This window comes from Streptomyces sp. RGM 3693 (genome assembly GCF_050471125.1).
GTDB lineage: Bacteria > Actinomycetota > Actinomycetes > Streptomycetales > Streptomycetaceae > Streptomyces.
Genome location: NZ_JBMPPQ010000001.1, coordinates 2,412,849 through 2,431,812, shown reverse-complemented (window position 1 = coordinate 2,431,812; position 18,964 = coordinate 2,412,849). Strand labels below are relative to the sequence as shown.

Annotated in this window: 16 protein-coding genes; 5 read left to right on the top strand and 11 right to left on the bottom strand. The window is 72.6% G+C overall.

The window, feature by feature from the left end; translation table 11 throughout:
* Positions 1–210: 210 nt before the first annotated feature.
* Together ACO0M4_RS10405 and ACO0M4_RS10400 are read left to right on the top strand one after the other, a co-directional pair.
* Positions 211–855: an N-acetylmuramoyl-L-alanine amidase gene (locus ACO0M4_RS10405; protein WP_430369547.1), complete on the top strand. Its 645-nt coding sequence runs from the start codon at positions 211–213 to the stop codon at positions 853–855.
* A gap of 170 nt (positions 856–1,025) precedes the next feature.
* On the top strand, positions 1,026–2,306 hold the full coding sequence (locus ACO0M4_RS10400) for a phosphodiester glycosidase family protein (RefSeq protein ID WP_430369545.1): 1,281 nt from the start codon (positions 1,026–1,028) through the stop codon (positions 2,304–2,306).
* Positions 2,307–2,389: 83 nt separating this feature from the next.
* On the opposite strand, the gene ACO0M4_RS10395 is transcribed toward ACO0M4_RS10400, so the two are convergent.
* Complete coding sequence (locus ACO0M4_RS10395) at positions 2,390–2,584, bottom strand: hypothetical protein (RefSeq protein WP_430369544.1); 195 nt, start codon at positions 2,582–2,584, stop codon at positions 2,390–2,392.
* Between the two features lie 337 nt (positions 2,585–2,921).
* Here ACO0M4_RS10395 and ACO0M4_RS10390 point away from each other — a divergent pair, with 337 nt between their 5' ends.
* Complete coding sequence (locus tag ACO0M4_RS10390; protein WP_430369543.1) at positions 2,922–3,740, top strand: Ig-like domain-containing protein; 819 nt, start codon at positions 2,922–2,924, stop codon at positions 3,738–3,740.
* A gap of 157 nt (positions 3,741–3,897) precedes the next feature.
* Positions 3,898–7,212 (top strand): bifunctional lysylphosphatidylglycerol synthetase/lysine--tRNA ligase LysX, encoded by a 3,315-nt coding sequence (lysX, locus tag ACO0M4_RS10385; protein ID WP_430369542.1) that lies wholly within the window; start codon positions 3,898–3,900, stop codon positions 7,210–7,212.
* Between the two features lie 116 nt (positions 7,213–7,328).
* Here the strand turns inward: lysX and ACO0M4_RS10380 are convergent, their stop codons facing one another.
* Genes ACO0M4_RS10380 through ACO0M4_RS10360 form a run of 5 tightly spaced genes read right to left on the bottom strand, consistent with a single transcriptional unit; the run spans position 7,329 to position 13,433 of the window.
* Positions 7,329–8,354, bottom strand: a complete 1,026-nt coding sequence (locus tag ACO0M4_RS10380; RefSeq protein WP_430369540.1) for a 2-hydroxyacid dehydrogenase — start codon at positions 8,352–8,354, stop codon at positions 7,329–7,331.
* 56 nt (positions 8,355–8,410) lie between these two features.
* Positions 8,411–9,037, bottom strand: coding sequence for a histidine phosphatase family protein (locus ACO0M4_RS10375; protein WP_430369539.1), 627 nt, complete (start codon positions 9,035–9,037; stop codon positions 8,411–8,413).
* Complete coding sequence (locus ACO0M4_RS10370; protein WP_430369538.1) at positions 9,034–10,551, bottom strand: FGGY-family carbohydrate kinase; 1,518 nt, start codon at positions 10,549–10,551, stop codon at positions 9,034–9,036. The genes ACO0M4_RS10375 and ACO0M4_RS10370 overlap by 4 nt, the downstream gene beginning before the upstream one ends.
* On the bottom strand, positions 10,544–12,112 hold the full coding sequence (locus ACO0M4_RS10365) for an FGGY family carbohydrate kinase (protein WP_430369536.1): 1,569 nt from the start codon (positions 12,110–12,112) through the stop codon (positions 10,544–10,546). The genes ACO0M4_RS10370 and ACO0M4_RS10365 overlap by 8 nt, the downstream gene beginning before the upstream one ends.
* A gap of 13 nt (positions 12,113–12,125) precedes the next feature.
* Positions 12,126–13,433, bottom strand: a complete 1,308-nt coding sequence (locus ACO0M4_RS10360) for an MFS transporter (protein ID WP_430369535.1) — start codon at positions 13,431–13,433, stop codon at positions 12,126–12,128.
* Between the two features lie 289 nt (positions 13,434–13,722).
* Between ACO0M4_RS10360 and ACO0M4_RS10355 the strand changes: the two genes are divergently transcribed.
* Positions 13,723–14,517 carry a DeoR/GlpR family DNA-binding transcription regulator gene (locus ACO0M4_RS10355; RefSeq protein WP_430369534.1) on the top strand — a complete coding sequence of 265 codons (795 nt, stop codon included), beginning with the start codon at positions 13,723–13,725 and terminating at the stop codon, positions 14,515–14,517.
* A 131-nt stretch (positions 14,518–14,648) separates the two neighbouring features.
* Here the strand turns inward: ACO0M4_RS10355 and ACO0M4_RS10350 are convergent, their stop codons facing one another.
* The 5 genes from ACO0M4_RS10350 to ACO0M4_RS10330 form a co-directional block, all read right to left on the bottom strand.
* Entirely contained in the window at positions 14,649–15,116 is a 468-nt protein-coding gene (locus ACO0M4_RS10350; RefSeq protein WP_430369533.1) for an acyl-CoA thioesterase, read from the bottom strand.
* Between the two features lie 106 nt (positions 15,117–15,222).
* Positions 15,223–15,903, bottom strand: coding sequence for an ABC transporter ATP-binding protein (locus ACO0M4_RS10345; protein ID WP_430369532.1), 681 nt, complete (start codon positions 15,901–15,903; stop codon positions 15,223–15,225).
* On the bottom strand, positions 15,887–17,023 hold the full coding sequence (locus tag ACO0M4_RS10340; protein WP_430371330.1) for an ABC transporter ATP-binding protein: 1,137 nt from the start codon (positions 17,021–17,023) through the stop codon (positions 15,887–15,889). The genes ACO0M4_RS10345 and ACO0M4_RS10340 overlap by 17 nt, the downstream gene beginning before the upstream one ends.
* Before the next feature lie 83 nt (positions 17,024–17,106).
* Positions 17,107–17,985 carry an ABC transporter permease gene (locus ACO0M4_RS10335; protein ID WP_430369531.1) on the bottom strand — a complete coding sequence of 293 codons (879 nt, stop codon included), beginning with the start codon at positions 17,983–17,985 and terminating at the stop codon, positions 17,107–17,109.
* The gene (locus ACO0M4_RS10330; RefSeq protein WP_430371328.1) at positions 17,978–18,934 is read right to left on the bottom strand and encodes an ABC transporter permease; all 957 of its coding nucleotides are present in this window, start codon (positions 18,932–18,934) and stop codon (positions 17,978–17,980) included. Before ACO0M4_RS10330 ends, ACO0M4_RS10335 begins: the two co-directional genes overlap by 8 nt.
* Positions 18,935–18,964 lie beyond the last annotated feature (30 nt).

Below are 18,964 nucleotides of genomic sequence, written 5' to 3'. Positions count from 1 at the left end.
GGGTCCTGGCGCGGCGCGGCACCCGGGTGACGTTCGTACCGGCCGATCAGGGGGCGTTGAGCGCTTTTGACCCGCGGTGGGCCGTCTTTGGTCAAGCCATTGACACTACGGCCATTCCCTTGGCAGGGCGCGCGCTGTTGCGCATGATGAACACACCGGCATGTGCGTGACATGTACGCGACCACCCCTCGGTCCTTGTCAGGAGTTCACATGGAACCCGACCAGCACTTCCCGGCCCGCCGTCGACTGCTCACCGGCGCCGCCGCACTCGCCGCGGCCACCGTCCTCACCCCCCTCACCACGGCCAGCGCCACGACACCGCGCAAGCGGTCCGCGTGGACCGACGGCTACCCGCCCGTCCACTGGCACCCGGCCGACTCCGCCAACTTCACGGCCGCCAAACGCCCGACGCAGTACCCGATCGACACCGTCGTGATCCACGTGACGCAGGAGACCTTCCCGGACACCCTGCGGCTCTTCCAGGACCCCGCGCACAAGGCCGCCGCGCACTACGTCGTCCGGTCCTCGGACGGCTACACCGCCCAGTGCGTCCGCGAACGCGACGTCGCCTGGCACGCCGGCAACTGGAGCTACAACAGCCGCAGCATCGGCATCGAGCACGAGGGCTGGATCGACGACCCGAAGTGGTTCACGGAGACGCTCTACACCCACTCCGCCATGCTGACCGCCGCCATCTGCGAGCGCTACGGCATCCCCAAGGACCGCGAGCACATCATCGGGCACGTGGAGGTGCCGGGCACCGACCACACCGACCCCGGGCAGTACTGGGACTGGGCCCACTACATGGAACTGGTCAACGGGGTGGCCTTCTGGGAGAGCCTGACCGACCTGTGACGGCGCGGCCCGCGGTGTTCCACCGGCCCGGGGCCTGACGCCCCGGGCCACCACGCCGCCCCACCGGGCGACACGGCACCGTTCCGCGGATGTTCGGAATCCCGCCATCCGCGGGCCATAGTGAGCGCTGCCACCACCTGAAACAGTTGACGTAACGTCAGGGGGCTTTCGTGAAGCAGCGGTTGGGCTGGAAGCGGACGGTGGCGGCGGGCGTGGTCGCCTGGGGCGTCCTGGTCGGCGGCACGGCGGCGGGCGCGGCACGGGCAGCCGCCGTCGAAGGCCGTGCCACGGTCGACGGCGGCGTCATGCGGGGCGACGGCTTCACCCGCACGTCCCCGGTGCGGCTGGCGCCCGGAGTGATCTACGCCGAATTCCGGCTGCACCTGCCGCGCGGCATCGTCCACGGTCATCTGCTGACCGTGGACCTCTCCCGCCCCGCGGTCTCGGTGGACCTGCTCCATCCGGCGGCGGTCGCCGCCCGGGCCCCGGTGTCCGAACTGGCCGAGGACCGGGACGCGGTCGGGGCGGTCAACGGCGACTTCTTCAACATCAGCGAGGCACAGCACCCCGGGGTGGAAGTCACCGGCTCCTCGGTCGGCCCCGCCGTGTCATCGGGGCGGGAACTGAAGGGTGCGGTGCCGGACGGCCAGCGCTTCGGCCCGACCCTGCCGCCCGGCGCGACCACCCAGGACGTGCTCGGCATCGGGTACAACCACCGGGCGCGGCTGGACCGACTGGCCCTCCGCGGCGCCGTCCGCAGCGCCTCGGGCTCCTGGCCGCTGCGCGGGCTGAACCAGTACGCCCTGCCGCAGGACGGCATCGGCGCGTACACCGCCCGATGGGGCCGGACGTCCCGCGAGCGGGCGGTGTGCGGCACCGACACCGACCGCGGGGCGGGCTGTGACACCGACACCGCCGAGGTCACGATCCGCAACGGCCGGGTGGTGGAGACCGCCGAGCGCCCGGGCGCCGGCGTGATCGCACGCGGGTCGGTGGTGCTGGTCGGCCGCGAGGCGGGCGCACGGCGGCTGCGCGCACTGCACCTCGGCGAGCGGGTCCGGATCAGCCACCGCCTCGTCGGGCGACTCCCGGGCCGCCTGCGCTGCGCGGTCGGCGGCTTCCCGGTACTGCGCCACGGGCACCCCACGGCCGGCCTGGACACCGTCGCCGTCACCATGCGGACCTCCGCCGGAATCGCGCACCGCGGCCGCACCCTGCTCCTGATGGCCCTGGACGGCGAGAAGGGCCACCACCAGACCGGCCTCACGGTCCGGGAGCTGGCCGGAGTGATGGCGCGACTGGGAGCACACGAGGCGATCGACCTGGACGGCGGCGGCTCCACGACGTTCGTCACCCAGAACCGCTACGGCGAAACGCAGGTACGCAACCACCCCACGGGCGGCAAGGAGCGACCGGTGGCCAATGCGGTGGGGGTCTTCTCCGACGAGTGATGCGGGGCCCCGGGCCCGTGGGCCGGGTCGGGTGCAGCCCTAATTGCCCCGGGGGTGATTACTCAACGTGAGGGCGGGCCGGGTCAGGGGCGGACGCTGCTGACGACCTCGGCGGCGCTGGCGAGGCCGTGGTGGATGTCCGGGGCGAGGCTGCTGCCCGCCAGATAGAAGCCGAGCAGTCCGCACACGACGGCGTGCGAGATCTTCAGTTTTCCGCTGCGCAGAAAGATCACGACGAGGATCACCAGCAAGAGGACGACCGAGATAGAGACAGCCATGGACACCACACCTCCTCGATGACCGCCCGAACGGACGGCGAGCGGTGGCCAGTTTGGCGCATTTCGGGGTATATCCGGTTCGCGGCAGGGTGCTCCGAACGGGTGATCACTGCGGGTCACGGAGTGGCTACCGAAGGGGGCGGCGGGGCGCGGAGACGGGGGCGCGGGCGCCCCGCTCGCCCTCAACTCACCCACGGGGGCGACACATTCGAGGGGAGTTCCACCCGTCGGTAAAGAAGTGGCATGGATCACCTCACCCCCCGCAACGGAGTGTTGCGATTGACCGTCTTAGCGGCCGACGTTGCCGCCGCTCCCACTACCGACGGAAAGTCCGCCCATGAGCCTGAGCCCCGCCCGGCCGTTCCGGCCCTCCCGGTCGCTGTGTGTCGCCCTCGCGCTGATGCCGGTGCTCGGCGTCGGTACGCTCGCGGCCTGCGACGCGGCCCGGGCGTCGGCGACCCCGGAGCAGCCGGTGAAGGTGGGGCTGGGGTCGGCCGGTGGGCACCCGACGGTGCAGGCCGGCGACCAGCTGCGGGTGAGTGCGGACGGCGGGGTGCTGACCGAGGTGACGGTGACCGATCCCCGGGGCCGGCAGCTGGTCGGCGGGTTCAGCCACGGCGGGACGGTGTGGACGTCGCGGGCCAAGGCCGCCCCGGACACCAAGTACTCGGTGCTCGCCCGGACCAAGAACCCCCAGGGCGCCGCCGACGAGGCCAAGGAGTCGCTGACCACCGGGAAGGTGGCCAAGCGGAACCGGCTGACGTTCAGTCCCCGGCCGCACGGCGAGGTGGTCGGCGTCAGTGATCCGATCAGCCTGACCTTCGCTTTTCCGGTGCGTGACCGGGTGACGGTGGAGCGACGACTGACCGTGACCACCGACAACCGGACGGTGGGTGCGTGGACCTGGGAGTCGGCCCACGGCAAGGACCGGATCGTCTGGCGACCGGAGCAGCAGTGGAAGCCGGGCACCAAGGTGACTCTCCGGGCTGAGCTGAACGGCGTGGACTCCGGTGGCGGGCGGTTCTTCACCAAGGACTACGGGCTGCGGTTCACCGTGGGTCGGAGTGCGGCCGTCCGGGCGGACCTCGATTCTGACGCGTACATCACACCCGGACTCGGACTTACGCCGGCTTTATGGCAAGGTCCAGGTGGGTGACCCGTGGCGGTCACCGAACCCTCCCTGCGAGGGACAGACAACAGAAGGGGCGGGGCCGGAGACTGGATGGTCGGCCGGTCGCAGCGGCAGTGGGCCGGAGGCGGAGCGCACGCCTCGTGTCGGACTGCCAACCCCTTTCAGAGCCTAATGTGACGGAATGAGCACCGTGCAGGACCAGGATCAACTCACGGGGTGGCTGCGCTTCCGGCGCCGCGTCCCCAATGGCTTCGCCATCATCTTCAGCTTGCTGGGGCTTTTCTGTGCCCTGACGGCGCTGATCGGGCCCCTTCGGCGCACTCTCCACTCGGTGATCTACTGGCTGGACACGCTCACGATCCCGGTGGCGCCGAACTTCGCCTACGCCGCGTTCCTCTTCCTCCTGGCCGCGGCGATGACCACGCGCAAACGCGTGGCCCTGTGGTTCGTGGCCGCGTACATGGTGCTGAACGGCCTCGCCGATGCGCTGTTCCTGGCCGCCGGGTACTGGGAATTCAGTTTCTCCCTGGTGCTGTGCGTCGGGGCGCTGGTGCTGCTGCTCGTCTCGCACCGTGAGTTCTACGCGATCACCCGACGCGGCGCGTTCCTGCGGGCCGCTCTGGTGCTCGCCGGTGGGCTCGTGGTCGCGGTGCTGATCGGCTGGGGCCTGGTGTCGCTGGCGCCCGGTTCGCTGGAGGCCGGTGGCGGCAACCGGCTGCTGTGGGCGGCCAACCGCGTCTGCGGTGGGCTGGTCGGCGGCCGGATCGTGGAGGGGCACCCGGCGCACTGGATCGGCACCCTGCTCGGGCTGCTGGGCGCGCTGGCGCTGCTCAACGCCGCCGCCGCGCTGTTCCGTTCGCAGCGGATGGAAGCCGCGCTGCACGGTGACGAGGAGGACCGCATCCGGGCGCTGCTGTCGAAGTACGGCAGCCAGGACTCGCTCGGATACTTCGCCACCCGCCGGGACAAGGCCGTGGTCTTCTCCCCCAGCGGCAAGGCCGCCGTCACCTACCGCGTGGAGACCGGCGTCTGTCTGGCCAGTGGTGACCCGGTCGGTGACCGGGAGGCGTGGGGTCCGGCGATCGACGCGTGGCTGGACGTCGCCCGTCGGTACGGCTGGCAGCCGGCCGTCATGGGGGCGAGCGAGGACGGTGCCAAGGCGTTCGCCCGCGCCGGGCTGGGTGCGCTGCAGCTCGGTGACGAGGCGATCCTCAACATCGCGGACTTCGATCTCGACGGCCGGGACATGCGGGGCACCCGCCAGGCCGTCAACCGCGTCGCGCGGACCGGGGCGACCTTCCGGGTCCGGCGGCACGCCGAGTTGACCGATGCGGAGATGGAAGAGGTCATCCACCGCGCGGACGCGTGGCGGGACACCGAGACCGAGCGTGGCTTCTCGATGGCGCTGGACCGGCTCGGCGATCGGCAGGACGGCGACTGTCTGCTGGCCGAGGCGTTCGACGGCGACGGGAAGATGATCGCGCTGCTGTCGTTCGTGCCCTGGGGCAAGGACGGCATCTCGCTGGACGTGATGCGGCGCGACCGCAGTGCGCCGAACGGCGTGATGGAGTTCATGGTCGCGCAGCTGTGCGCGCAGGCCGGGGCGCTCGGGGTGCGCCGGGTCTCGTTGAACTTCGCGGTGTTCCGGTCCGCCTTCGAGGAGGGCTCCCGGATCGGCGCCGGTCCGGTGCTGAAGGTGTGGCGACGGCTGCTGCTGTTCTTCTCCCGCTGGTGGCAGCTGGAGGCGCTGTACCGGTCGAACTCGAAGTACCACCCGGAGTGGTACCCGCGGTTCCTGTGCTACGCGGATGCCGGTGCGCTCGCCCGGATCGGCATGGCGTCGGGCATCGCCGAGGGTTTCGTGGCGGTGCCGAGCCTGGGCAAGCTGTGGGGCAAGGGGCACAAGAAGCGGGTGTTGGCGCCGGCGAGCACCGCGGGTCTGCCGTCGTTGGACGAGCTGGGTCTGGTGCAGGCCGAGCCGGCCACCGAGGAGGAGCAGCGGGAGCGGGAGCTGGCCGCGCTGCCCGAGCAGGTGCGGGTGCGGCACCAGAAGCTGGAGCGGCTGCGGGAGGCGGGTACCGATCCGTACCCGGTCGGCGTGCAGCGGACGCACACCCTGGGCCAGGTGCGCGAGGAGCACCGGGAGCTGGCGGCCGGGGAGCGCACCGGCAAGACCGTGACGGTCGCCGGGCGGGTGCTGCTCGTCCGCGATCACGGTGGTGTGCTGTTCGCGGTCCTGCGGGACTGGTCGGGCGATCTGCAGATCGCGTTGACCCGGGATGCGGGTGGCGAGCTGCTGGAGCGCTTCGGTGCGGACGTGGACCTCGGTGACCACGTGGAGGCCGAGGGTGAGGTCGGCAGCAGCGAGCGCGGTGAGTTGACGGTGTTCGTGACGCAGTGGCGGCTGACCGCCAAGTGTCTGCGTCCGTTGCCGGACAAGCGGCGTGGTCTGTCCGATCCGGAGGCCCGGGTCCGGCAGCGGTACGTGGACCTGGTCGTCTCGCCGGGTGCGCGGGAGACGGTGCGGGCCCGTAGTACGGCGGTGCAGGCGCTGCGGCAGGGGCTGATCGACCGGGGTTACCTGGAGGTCGAGACGCCGATGCTCCAGCAGATCCACGGTGGTGCGAACGCCCGTCCGTTCCACACCCACATCAACGCCTACGACCTGGACCTGTACCTGCGGATCGCGCCGGAGCTGTATCTCAAGCGGCTCTGTGTGGGCGGTATGGAGAAGGTCTTCGAGATGGGGCGGACGTTCCGCAACGAGGGCATCTCGTACAAGCACAACCCCGAGTTCACGATGTTGGAGGCGTACCAGGCGTTCGCCGACTACGACGTGATGCTGAACCTGACCCGGGAGCTGATCCAGGGGGCGGCGGTCGCCGCGTTCGGCAGTGCCACGGCGCGCAAGGCGGACAAGAACGGGCGGCTGGTCGAGCACGACATCTCGGGCATCTGGCCGGTCAAGACCGTGTACGGGGCGATCTCCGAGGCGCTGGGCGAGGAGGTCGACGCGGACACCAACCCGGAGGTGCTGCGGCGGCTGTGCAAAGCCTCGTCGGTGCCGGTGAAGCCGGAGATGGGCCGGGGCGACATCGTGTTGGAGATGTACGAGCGGTTGGTGGAGGAGAAGACCACGCTGCCGACGTTCTACAAGGACTTCCCCACCGATGTCTCGCCGTTGACGCGTCAGCACCGGGTCGATCCGCGGCTCGCGGAGCGCTGGGACCTGGTGGCGTTCGGCACCGAGTTGGGTACCGCCTACTCGGAGCTGACCGATCCGGTCGAGCAGCGGCGGCGGCTCACCGCGCAGTCGCTGTTGGCGGCCGGTGGTGACCCGGAGGCGATGGAGCTGGACGAGGACTTCCTCCAGGCGCTGGAGTACGCGATGCCGCCGACCGGTGGTCTGGGCATCGGCGTGGACCGGCTGGTGATGTTCCTGACCGGTCTGTCGATCCGCGAGACGCTGCCGTTCCCGCTGGTGCGGAGGCGCTGACCGCGCCGGGTTGACAGCGTCCGGGGCGCTGTCCCGGACCCCGGCATCCGGTCCTCAAGCGCCGGACGGGCTGGAATCTTCTTCCAGCCCGTCCGGCGCTTTTGTGTGGGTGTGTGCTAGGCGTTGGCCTGGTGGTGGAGGGGTTCGCCGCGGAGGTAGCGGGCGACGTCGGCGGCGACGATGTCCGCGGCCTTGTGGGCGACCTGTTGGCTGCCGCCGGCGATGTGGGGGGTGAGGACGACGCCGGGGGCGGTCAGCAGTCGGGAGTCGGCGGGGACGGGTTCCTCGGGGAAGACGTCGAAGCCGGCGCCGGCGAGCTGGCCGGATTCCAGGGCGTCGCAGACCGCTTCGTAGTCCAGGAGGGCGCCGCGGGCGCAGTTGACCAGGACGGAGCCGGGCGGCATCGCGGCGAGTTGGGCGCGGCCGATCATGCCGGTGGTCTCGGGGGTGACCCGGGCGTGCAGGGAGACGATGCGGGAGCGGGTGAGGAGTTCGTCGAGGGGGACCGGTTCGGCGAGGCCGGCGAGGGCTTCGGGGTGGACGTAGGGGTCGTGGACGAGGACGTGGGCGCCCATGGCGTGCAGGACCTTGGCGACGCGGCTGCCGATGGCGCCGAAGCCGATGAGGCCGATGGTGGTGCCGTCGATCTCGATGCCGCAGTTGTCGTAGTCGTAGTAGTCGCCGCGCCAGACACCGCGGCGCAGGTCGGTGTGGGTGTCGCCGACGCCGCGGGCGGCGGCCAGCAGCAGGGTGAGGGTGTGTTCGGCGGTGGCGGTGGCGTTGCGGCCGGGGGCGTTGCAGACGGCGACGCCGTGGCGGGTGGCGGCTTCGAGGTTGGCGTTGACCGGGCCGCCGCGACTGGTGCAGAACAGCTTGAGGTCGGGGCAGTTGGCGAGGATGCGTTCGGTGAGCGGGCCGTGTTCGGTGACGCAGATCTCGATGCCTTGGAGGGCTTGGATCATCTGGTCTTCGGTGCCGGATGCCTCGTTGACCTCGGCGACCGGGCCGAACGGGGTGTGCGGCCAGCCGAATTGGAGCTCGCGTATCTGGAGTGGGGTGTCCCCGACCGCCTTGCGTACGGCCGCGCTGAACAGGCCGGGGCGGATGAAGTGGTTGCCGGCGGCGAGGACGGTCGTGGTCATGCGGGGTTTCTCTCCTGGGTTGCTGGGGTGGGTGGGGCGGGTGGGGTGGTCGCCGGTCAGTGCAGGGCGGGGGTCGGGGTGAGGGCGGGGGCGTTGAGGCGGAGGAGGGCGGTGCGGCCGTGTTCGAGGCGGATTTCGGTGAGTGCGCCGTTGTGGAGTTGGGGGAAGGTGCGGCGGTATTCGGCGAGGGGGATGCCGAGGAGGTGGCAGAGCAGGACCCGGATGAGGGTGGAGTGGGCGACCACGAGGATCCGGCCGTGGGGCTGGTCGCGGGCGATGTCGGCGAGGCAGGCGGCGGCGCGTTCCGCGGCGTGGCGGGGGTGTTCGCCGCCGGGGAGGTGGTGGTCGGCGGGGTCGGCGAGGAAGGCGGTGACGCCCTGCGGGAAGCGTTGCCGCATTTCGTCGCGGGTCAGGCCCTCGCCTTGGCCGAAGTCGAGTTCGTAGAGGCGTTCGTCGATGTGGGGGGTGAGGCCGCAGGCGTCGGCGGCGGGGGCGGCGGTGAGGCGGGCGCGGGAGAGGGGGGAGGTCCAGATGGCGGTGAGGTCGGCGGTGGCGGCCCAGTGGGCGAGGGCGTGGGCCTGTTCGCGGCCGCGGTCGGTGAGGGGGACGTCGGAGCGGCCGGCGTAGCGGTTCTCCGCGTGCCAGACGGTCTCGCCGTGGCGGACGAGGAGGAAGTCGGTCACTGGGCGGCCCTCCTGAGGGCGTGGTCGGCGACGGTGGGGGCGAGCCAGCCGCGGCGGGTGAGTGCGTCGACGAAGCGGTGGTAGACGGGGAGGTAGCGGGCGGTGCGGTCGGGGGCGGGCCGGATCTCGGTGCCGGGGCGGACCATGGCGGTGGCGGCTTCGGTGAGGGTGGTGCCCGCGGAGGTGGCGGCGAGGACGGCCATACCGAGGGCGCCTTCGGCGTGTTCGGGGACGTGGACGGTGCGGCCGAGGACTTCGGCGCGTAGGCGGCACCAGTAGGTGTTGCGGGCGCCGCCGCCGGTGTAGGTGAGGGGGCCGTCGGTGGCGGCGCCGAGGTGGTCGAGGTAGTCGAAGCAGAGGCGTTCGAGGCAGGCGACGCCGAGGAGGTAGGCGTGGAAGGCGGTGGCGCGGGTGGGGACGTCGCCGAGGATGAAGGGTTCGGCTTCGGGGGCGCGGAAGGGGAAGCGTTCGCCGCCGGTGGAGACCAGGGGGTAGGCGACGGCGTCGGGGTCGAGGGCGGCGGCCTGGTCGGTGAGGACGTCGAGGTTCTCGCCGTGGAAGTACTGGGAGATGACGCCGGCGCCGCTGCTGGAGGCGCCGCCGGGCCACCAGGTGTCGCCGGGTCCGCGGTGGCAGTAGACCACGCCTGCGGGGTCGCGGATCAGGTGGTCGCTGCTGCCTTTGAGGACGAGGGTGGTGCCGAGGACGGCGTTCCAGGCGCCGGGGGTGAGGGCGCCGGCGCCGATCTGTGCCGCGCAGCCGTCGGTCATGCCGGCGACGATGGCGGTGCCGGCAGGGATGCCGGTGGCGTCGGCGGCCGAGGGGGCGACGGTGCCGAGGACCGTGCCGGGGCGGACGACGTCGGGCAGCAGGTCGGTGGGGATGTCGAGGTGGTCCATGACGTCGTGCGGCCAGCGTTCGTCGATGAGGTGGTAGCCGGTTTTGAGGGCGTGGCTGGCGTCGCTGGGGAGTTGTCGGCCGGCCAGTTTCCAGGTGATCAGGTCGACTTGGTGCAGGAGCCGGGAGCCGGTGCGGAGGGCGGGGTCGTGGTCCAGTAGCCAGCGGAGTTTGGGCAGTGCCCAGGAGGGGGGCATGGTGCGGTAGCCGAGTTCCTGCCAGACGGGTCCGCCTGCGGTGTTGACCGTTTCGGCCTGGTCGGTGGCGCGGCCGTCGTCGTACATGAGGCCGGGGGTGCGGGGGGTGCCGTGGGTGTCGGTGAGGAGGAGGGTGCCGGAGGTGCCGTCGATCGCCAGTCCCCGGATCCGGTCGGTGTCGAGTCCGGCGAGCGCTTCGCGGCAGGCGTCGGCGAGTGCGGTCCACCACTCGTGGGGGTCTTGTTCGTGGCGGTTGCCGGTGCGCTGGCTGGTGAGTGGGCGGGCCGCGGTGGCCAGGAGGGTTCCGGTGCCGTCGACGGCGAGGCAGCGGGCGCTCTGGGTGCCGAGGTCGAGGCCGAGCCAGATGTCGTCGGGGCCGGGGCCCGGGCCGGTGAATCCGGGGGCGTGCGGGTCAGACACGGATGCCTCCTGGGGCGGGGGTCTCGGCGGGGTGGTGCGTGGGGTCGCTGCGGCGGGTGGTGGGGGTGGCGGGGTTCGGGCGCCAGGTGGCGGTGGTGCGCCAGCCGGCGTTCCGGGCGAGGCCGCGCCAGGTGAGGAAGTCCTGGTGGAGGGCGGCGTAGAACGCGGCGCGTTCCGGGTCGGGTTGCCAGCGGTGTTGCATGTGGACGTAGGTGTCGGCGGCGCGGTGCATGCTGCTGATGGCGCCGGTGCGGACCAGTCCGGTGAGGAAGGCGCCCTTGGCGCCGATCTCGGTGTCGCCGGAGCGGGCGGTGGGCACGCCGGTGGCGTCGGCGATCAGGGCGCACCAGGCGTCGCTGTTGGCGCCGCCGCCGCACAGTCGTAGTTCGGTGACGTCGGTGCGGGCGGCGGCCAGGGAGTCGCGCAGGACGAGGGAGAGTCCGTCGAAGACGGCGCGGGCCAGGTCGGCGGGGGTGTGTTCGAGGGTCAGGCCCCAGAAGGAGCCGCGAGCGCCGGGGTCGAGGAACGGGGCGCGTTCGCCGGCCGGTGACAGGTAGGGCAGGAACATCAGTCCGCGGGCGCCGGGTTCCGAGGCGAAGGCGAGGCGGGAGAGTTCGGGTGGTCCGGGCACGTGGAGGAGTCGGGCGGCCCAACCGAGCACTTCGGCACCGTTGAGGGTGGGGAAGGCACGGAGGACGCGTTCGCGGCCGCGGTAGGCGATGTTGACGCCGGAGGGTTCGCCGGTGGTGTCGATGCCGGTGCGGACGATTTCGGTGCACAGGGTGGTGCCGAGGATGCTGCATGCCTGGCCGGGGTTGACGACGCCGACGCCGCGGGCGGTGGCGGCGATGTCGTAGGGAGCCATGACGACGGGGAGGCCGGCGGGCAGGCCGAGTTGGTCGGCGGCGGCGGTGGTGAGTTCGGCGATGCGTTGGTCCTCGGCGAGGACGGTGGGCAGCAGTCGGGCGTAGGCGGTGAGGCCGAAGAGTTCGAGGATGGCGGGGTCGTAGGCGCCGGTGGTGTGGTCGAGGAAGGGTGCGGAGGCGTCGGATTCGTCGGTGGCGCGGACGCCGGTGAGGCGGAGGAAGAGCCAGCCGGCGGCGGTGAGCGAGGTGGTGGAGCGGGCGAGTCGGTCCGGGTCGTGGGCGGCGAGCCAGGCGAAGAGGGCGTTGGGCATGCCGGCGCAGGTCAGTGAGCCGTTGCGGCGGAAGGCGGCTTCGAGGAGGCCGTCGCGTTGCCAGGTGGTGAGCAGGTCGCCGGCCCGGCCGTCGGACCACAGGATGGCCGGGCCGGTGGGGCGGCCGTGGTCGTCGATCAGCCAGGCGCCGTCGCCCTGGGCGGTGAAGGAGACCAGCCAGACCGGGTCGGTCAGGTCGGTGAGGACGTCGCGGACGGTGTGGACGACGGCCTGCCAGACGGCGTCCATGTCCTGTTCGGCCCAGCCGGGGTGGGGGCGGAGCACGTCGGTGGCGACGCGGGAGACGGCGATCTCGTTGCCCTGGTCGTCGAAGACGACGGACTTGATGACGGTGGTGCCGGCGTCGATGGTGAGTACGGACATCAGCGGGTTCCTTTCACGCCGAGGCCGGTGTGGTGTGCGGCGTGGCGGCGTCCTGGTCGGCCGCTGCCGGTTCCGACCCGTCCGGGAGTTTCAGGAAGGGGGTGAGGGCGCAGCTCACCGCGTACATCCCCGCGAAGATCCAGACCACCCCTTCGACGCCGAGTGGCCCGACGAAGGCCGCGACGACGGCGGGTCCGACGAAGGTGCTGGCGCCGGCGCCGAGGTTGAGGGCCGCCAGTGCCTGTCCCTTGTGCCGCGGCTCCAGAGAGGGCATCAACGCTGATATCGGTACGTATCCCGCCAGAGTAGCGCCGTAGAACGCGGCGACCAGGAGGGCGAGCGGGAAGTTCGGGCCGGCGGTGGTGGGGAGGTAGTAGAGCAGGAGGGTGCTCAGGGTGCAGCCGGCGCCGCCGAACCAGGCGATGGTGCGGCGCCAGCCGATGCGGTCGCCGACCACGCCGAAGAGCAGGTTGGCGAAGATGTTGGTGGCGAACATCGCGCTGAGCAGGTGCAGCCATTGGGTGAGGGTGAATCCCACCGTCTTGGTGAAGTGCACCGGCAGGATGACGAAGAAGCCGAACTGTGAGGCGGTGTTGATGACCCGGACGAGGGAGCCGGCGCCGACCCGGGGGTTGCGCCACAGGACGGTGATGCTGCCGACGAGGGTGGCCAGTGGCCCCTGTCCCGCGGTCCGGGGCCGTCGGGCGCCGTGCTCGTCGCGGACCAGCAGCAGCGCGATCAGACCGCCGGCGGCGACCAGCGCCAGGGCGGCCCAGAGGGTGGCGTAGGCGCCGATGCGCGGGATCAGGCCACTGGCGACGAGGGAGCCGAGCGTGGGCAGCCCGCCGGTGAAGGCGAACCAGAACCAGCCCATGGCGGTGCCGAGTCGGGCGCGGGGCGCCACGCCGGCGATCCAGACGAGGAAGCCGTAGGCGAAGAGCGGGTAGCCCAGGCCGCGCAGGCCGTAGCCGAGGAGCATCAGGGGGTAGCTGGTGAGGGGGAGGGCCGCGGTGAGGAAGAGCAGTTGGAAGAGGGCCCAGATGGCCAGGCCGGCCCACATCACGCGGCGGGGGCCCCACAGGTCGGAGAGGACGCCGGAGAGCCAGGCGGCGATGCCCGCGGCGATGCCGTAGACGGTGAAGAGCAGGGCGACCCGGGATTCCGGGATGCCGCGGTCGATGAGGTACGGCGAGAGGTATCCGGACTCGACGCCGTCGCCGATCATGAAGAGGAGCAGCCCGAGGTAGCCCCAGGCGAGGGTAGGTGGGATGCCGAGGCGGGCCAGGAGCGCGCGGGGCGCGAGCAGCGGAGGGTTCGTCATCGAAGCTCCCCTTTTTGTGCGGCGGGACGGATGCGGGTGGGTCCGGGCCGGCGGAGGGGGTGGCGGGGTCCGCGGGTCCGGTGGACGACGCGGTGATGCAATCGCTCGCGTAAAAGGGGCGTCAAGGGTGGCCGGAATCTTCCCATCGGGGCGGGGAACTGCCGTGGTGCATCGGGACGGAACCGCATGCGGCGGGCACCTGTGCCGCGTGCGCCGCGTTACCTTCATGTGAACATCACGCGGCGCCTTCACGTGGGTGACCGCGATGCGAACCGGAGGGAACGGGGCGATGGACCGGGTCGAGGCCCAGGAGGAACGGCGGCGGCGGATCCGGGAGACGGTGATCGCCCGGGGGTTCGTACGGACCTCGGAGCTGGCCGCGGAGTTCGAGATCAGCCTGATGACCACCCACCGGGATCTGGACGCGCTCCAGGCACAGGGCTGGCTGCGGAAGGTGCGGGGTGGCGCGACGGGGCTGCCGTCGGCGCAGTTCCACGGCACGGTCGCGGAGCGGATGGCGACGATGGCGGCGACCAAACAGCTGTTGGCGCGGGCCGCGGCGGCACTGCTGGTGCCGGGGCAGACGGTGCTGCTGGACGACAGCACCACCTGTTTGATGCTGGCGCACCAGACGCCCGAGCACGCGCCGCTGACCGTGATCACCAATTCGCTGCCGGCGATCACCACGCTCGCCCAGGAGCCGGGGATCTCACTGATCACGCTGGGCGGGGCGTACTTCCCGGCGTACGACGCCTTCATGGGGCTGCACACCGCGGACGCGGTCCGGGCCTACCGGGCGGACGTGCTGTTCCTGTCGACCACGGCCGTCGCCAAGGGGCGCTGCTACCACACCTCGCCGGAAACGGTGCAGGTCAAGCGGGCGATGATGGAGAGCGCGGCGCGGCGGGTGCTGGTCGCCGACCACACCAAGTTCAGCAAGGACGGGCTGTACGCGCTGGCGCCGCTGACCGACTTCGACCTGCTGATCACCGATGACGGACTGCCGGCGGAGCAGGTCCGGGCGGTACGGGCGGCCGGCACGGAGGTGACGGTCGTGCCGGCCCGCGGGGCGCACGAGGGGTGAGCCGGGGCGGTGGGGTTGGGTGGGGCCGAGTCGGGCGGGGGCTTCCGGAATATCCGCTGCGGCCCCGCGCGTTGTGGCCCCGAGGGGGCGTCCACTCCCCCTAGGGGATCCGTTCGCCCGCCCCCCAAGGGTTACCCCAGCCCCAGCACCCCGGCGTCGCTGGCCAGTTCCCGCAGGGCCGTACGGGGGTCCTTCAGGAGTCGGCGGGCGGTGAGGTCCAGGACCCCGCAGACGGCGCTGATCTCGGCGGCGGGGGTGCCGTCGGTGCGGCGCACGGTCTGCTCGATCACGAACGTCTTCCGCTCGCCCCAGACGAACCGGCAGCTGACCTCGACCTCGTCGCCGGCGCGGAGTTCCCGCAGGTAGCGGATGGTGGTTTCGAGGGTGACCGGGCCGATGCCGCGGGCCAGCAGCGTGCTCTGCGGGATGCCGGCGGCTTGGAGGGCGGACCAGCGGGCGTGCTCGGCGTACTGGAGGTAGACGCTCTGGTTGAGGTGGCCCTGGGTGTCGGTCTCATAGCCGCGGACCGTGAGCGGCACGCTGAAGGGCGCATCCGCATCCGCATCCGTCTCGGCCGTCACATGCGTCACTTCGGGCACGATCGCTCCTGTATCCCCGTACGTCCCGCGCATCCTGTACATCCCTTGCGTCCCGCGCGTCCTCTACGTCCCGTGCGTCACGCCGGACCATCGTAGGGGTGAACGCTCAGGCCGCGTCGGGCATTCCGGTGGTCGCGCCCAGCTCCGCCCAGCTGACGGTGCGGTCGCACCAGCGTGCCAGCAGCGTGCGGTCGTGGCCAACGGCGAGCAGTCCGGCGCCGCTCTCCCGGCGGTAGGACTCGACGACGGCGACGAGTGCGGCGGTGGTGGAGGCGTCCAGCATCGCGGTCATCTCGTCGCAGATCAGCCAGCGGGGGCGGAGCACCAGCGCGCGGGCCAGGCAGGCGCGTTGCAGCTGGCCGTCACTGACCTCGTGCGGGCGGCGGCCGAGCAGGTCGCCACCGAGGCCGACGAGGGGCGCCAACTCCCCCAGCCGGGCGGGGATTTCGCCTTTCCGTCCGGTGGCGCGGAGCGGCTCGGCGATCACGCCGGCGAGCCGCAGGCGGGGGTCGGCGGAGAGGCGGGGCTGTTGGAAGAGAACACCGAAGGCGGTGCGCTGCTCGCGCGGCGCGCGGTGGCGCCAGCCCCGGGCGGGTGCGCCGTCCAGGACCACGGTGCCGGCGTCCGGTCGGTGCAGCAGGGCGGCGACCCGGGCCAGGGTGGACTTGCCGCAGCCGCTGGGGCCGAGCAGCCCGACCGCCTCGCCCGGGGCGATGGTCAGCGACACGTCGCGGACGACGGGGGCGCGGCGGTCGTATCCGGCGGTGATGTCACGCAGTTCGAGCACGGTCGGGCTCCCTCTCCGGCGGCGCGGGGTGGCTGTCGGACTCCGCCTCGGGCGGCGCGGGGTGACGGCCGGTCTCCCCTTCCGTCGGCGCGGGGTGGTGGCAGGCGACGCCGTCGCGGGGCGCGGGGAGCGTCGTGCAGGTCACGGTGGCGTGGTCGCAGCGGACGGCGAAGGCGCAGCCGGCCGGCAGGTCGCCGAGTTCGGGCGGCATCCCGGGGATGGGGGTGAAGGCGCGGTCGGGCAGGGCGTCCAGCAGGCCGCGGGCGTAGGGGTGCCGGGGGCCCGGGGTGCCGAAGAACCGCCGGGCGTCGGCGAGTTCGACGATCCGCCCGGCGTACATCACGGCGACCCGGTCCGCGATCCGCTCGGCCGCCGCCAGGTCGTGGGTGATCATCAGTAGGGCGCGGCCGGTGCCGTTCCTCGCTGGCCCAGGGCCGTTCCCGACGGGCCCAGGGCCGTTCCCGACGGGCCCGGTGCCGTTCCCCGCGAGCCCGGTGTCATTCCCGGCGGGTCCGATGTCATTCCCGGCAGGCCCGGCCGGTGCGGCGGCGAGGTGCCGGCGCAGTTCGTCGACGGTGCGGTCCACGAGGTCGCGGTCGAGGCCGGTGGTCGGTTCGTCGGCGAGCAGCAGCGGGGCGTCGCCGGCCAGGGCGAGGGCGGTGGCGGCGCGCTGGGCCAGGCCGCCGGAGAGCTGGTGCGGGTGGCGGTCGAGGTGGCCGGGCGGGAAGGCGGCGCGTTCGGCGGCCCGTTCAGCGGCGGCCCGCAGCGTGGACCCGCGCGGGATGCCGGTCAACTCCCTTACGGTTTCCTCCAGTTGGGCGCGAACGGTGCGGACGGGGGTGAGGTGGGCGGCCGGGCTCTGCGGGATCAGCCCGATCCGGCGGCCGCGGACGGACCGGGCCAGCTCGGTCTCGGGGGCGGCGAGCAGTTCGGTCTCGCCGTGGGCATCGGCCAGGAGTGCGGCGCCGGTGGCCTCGGCGTTGCCGGGCAGCAGGCCGAGCAGCGCCGAGGCGAGGACGGACTTGCCGCAGCCGCTCTCGCCGACGAGGACCAGGCACTCGCCCGGTGTCAGGTCGAAGGTGACGTCGGTGACCGCGGCGACGGACCGGCCGCCGGGCATCCGGAAGCGGACGGTCAGCCCGCGGACCGCGAGGAGGGGCCGGTCGGCGGTGGCGCCGGTCCCGTCGGGGGTTGCGTGGGCGGTCACAGCGTCAGCTCCGATCGGCGGCGCGGGTTGAGCCGCTCCCGCCAGGCGCCGGCCAGGCCGGCGACGGCGAGGGTGGGAACGATGAGGAACAGCCCCGGGAAGAGGGTGGGCCACCAGTCGCCGGCCAGCAGGGAGCTGCGGGCGGCGTTGGCCATGATGCCCAGGCTCGCCTCGTGGGCGGGCAGCCCGAGGCCGAGGAAGGACAGTGCGGACTCGTGCCAGATGGCGTGCGGCACCATCAGGACGGCGGCGAGTCCGGCCTGCGGCAGGACGGCCGGCAGGAGATGACGGACCGTCACCCGCCAGCGGGAGGCGCCGCCGGTGAGTGCGGCGTCGAGGTAGGGCCGGGAGCGCAGCGAGAGCACCTCGGCGCGGACGATCCGGGCGGTGGACAGCCAGTGCGTCAGCGCCACCGAGACGATCACCGGCCAGACGCCGGGCCGGAACACGGCGACGATGAAGATGCCGAGCAGGAGGTGCGGTACGGAGGAGAAGAGGTCGACCAGGCGCATCACGGTGCGGTCGGCCCAGCCGCCGAGCGCTCCGGCCAGGGCGCCGACGGCGGTGCCGAGGACCGTGGCGGCCAGTGCGGCGACCACCCCGACCAGCAGCGAGACCCGCAGTCCGTAAACGCAGCGGAGGAGCAGGTCGCGGCCGACCTCGTCGGTGCCGAACGGGTGGGCGGCGGACGGTGGTTGGAGCTTGGCGGCGAGGTCCACGGCCTGCCGGTCCAGGGGGACCAGCAGCGGCACGAGCACGACGGCGAGGACGACGAAGGCCAGGACGCCGGCGCAGAGCCGCAGACGCAGGGCCCGCCGCGGACCGCCGCCGCGCCGGATCCGCGGCTTCCCGGTGGACGTGGTGACGCTAGCCATCGAACCCCACCCTCGGATCGGCCAACCCGTAGAGCAGGTCGGACAGCAAGTTGCCGGCGAGGACGGCGGCGGTGGCGAGGGCGGTGAGGGCGGCCAGCAGGGGGAAGTCCACGCTGGTGGCGGCCTGGACGGTGGCGGCGGCGATGCCCGGCCAGCTGAAGACGGTCTCCACCAGCAGGGCGCCGGTGATGAGTTCGGGCACCCGGGAGCCGATCAGGGTCAGTACGGGCAGCAGGCCGGAGCGCAGCGCGTGCTGGAGGAGCACGGTGCGCTCCCGTAGGCCGCGGGCCCGGGCGCCGCGTACGGGGTCCTCCTCCAGGGCGTCGCTGACGCCCTGCCGGACGTACAGCACGAACCACGGGAGTTGGGAGGCGGCGAGGACCAGTGCGGGCAGTGCGAGGTGGCGGGCGATCTGGTCGGCGGTGGCGATGTCGCTGCCGGTGTCGGTGAGGCCGCCGGCCGGCAGCACCCCGAGTTTGAGGGCGCCCAGCCAGACGGCGAGCAGCCCGAGCCAGTACGGCGGGGCGGCTTCCAGGACGTAGGCGGCGGAGGTGACCGCGCGGTCGAAGGCGCCGCCGCGGCGCCGGGCGGCCAGTACGCCGAGGACGGTGCCGGCGGCCACGGCGAGCGCGAAGGCCAGCGCGCACAGCAGCACCGACCAGCCGAGGCGTTCGCCGATGACCTGGGAGACCGGGGCGCGCAGGCTCGCGGAGTCGCCGAGGTCGCCGGTGAGGGCGCTGGTCAGCCAGTCCCACCAGCGGGTCAGCAGTGGCCGGTCGACGCCGAGGTTGTGCCGGAGTTGGTCGAGGTTCTCCTGGGAGGCGGTGAGCCCGGCGGTGCCGGCGTAGGCGCGCACCGGGTCGAAGGGTGAGGCGGCGGCGATCGCGAACACCCCGAGGGTGACGGCGAGCAGCACCGGCACGGCGGTCAGGGCCCGCCGTGCCGTCATCCGCGCCATCGGCCCCCAGGGCAGCGAGGT

Excerpts from the sequence above, each read along its gene's own strand:
- ACO0M4_RS10360 (WP_430369535.1), bottom strand. The coding sequence starts at position 13,433 with ATGACGAACCCTCCGCTGCTCGCGCCCCGCGCGCTCCTGGCCCGCCTC.
- ACO0M4_RS10390 (WP_430369543.1), top strand. The coding sequence starts at position 2,922 with ATGAGCCTGAGCCCCGCCCGGCCGTTCCGGCCCTCCCGGTCGCTGTGT.
- ACO0M4_RS10330 (WP_430371328.1), bottom strand. The coding sequence starts at position 18,934 with ATGACGGCACGGCGGGCCCTGACCGCCGTGCCGGTGCTGCTCGCCGTC.
- ACO0M4_RS10365 (WP_430369536.1), bottom strand. The coding sequence starts at position 12,112 with ATGTCCGTACTCACCATCGACGCCGGCACCACCGTCATCAAGTCCGTC.
- ACO0M4_RS10405 (WP_430369547.1), top strand. The coding sequence starts at position 211 with ATGGAACCCGACCAGCACTTCCCGGCCCGCCGTCGACTGCTCACCGGC.
- ACO0M4_RS10335 (WP_430369531.1), bottom strand. The coding sequence starts at position 17,985 with ATGGCTAGCGTCACCACGTCCACCGGGAAGCCGCGGATCCGGCGCGGC.
- ACO0M4_RS10355 (WP_430369534.1), top strand. The coding sequence starts at position 13,723 with ATGGACCGGGTCGAGGCCCAGGAGGAACGGCGGCGGCGGATCCGGGAG.
- ACO0M4_RS10340 (WP_430371330.1), bottom strand. The coding sequence starts at position 17,023 with ATGCCCGGCGGCCGGTCCGTCGCCGCGGTCACCGACGTCACCTTCGAC.
- lysX (WP_430369542.1), top strand. The coding sequence starts at position 3,898 with ATGAGCACCGTGCAGGACCAGGATCAACTCACGGGGTGGCTGCGCTTC.
- ACO0M4_RS10395 (WP_430369544.1), bottom strand. The coding sequence starts at position 2,584 with ATGGCTGTCTCTATCTCGGTCGTCCTCTTGCTGGTGATCCTCGTCGTG.
- ACO0M4_RS10380 (WP_430369540.1), bottom strand. The coding sequence starts at position 8,354 with ATGACCACGACCGTCCTCGCCGCCGGCAACCACTTCATCCGCCCCGGC.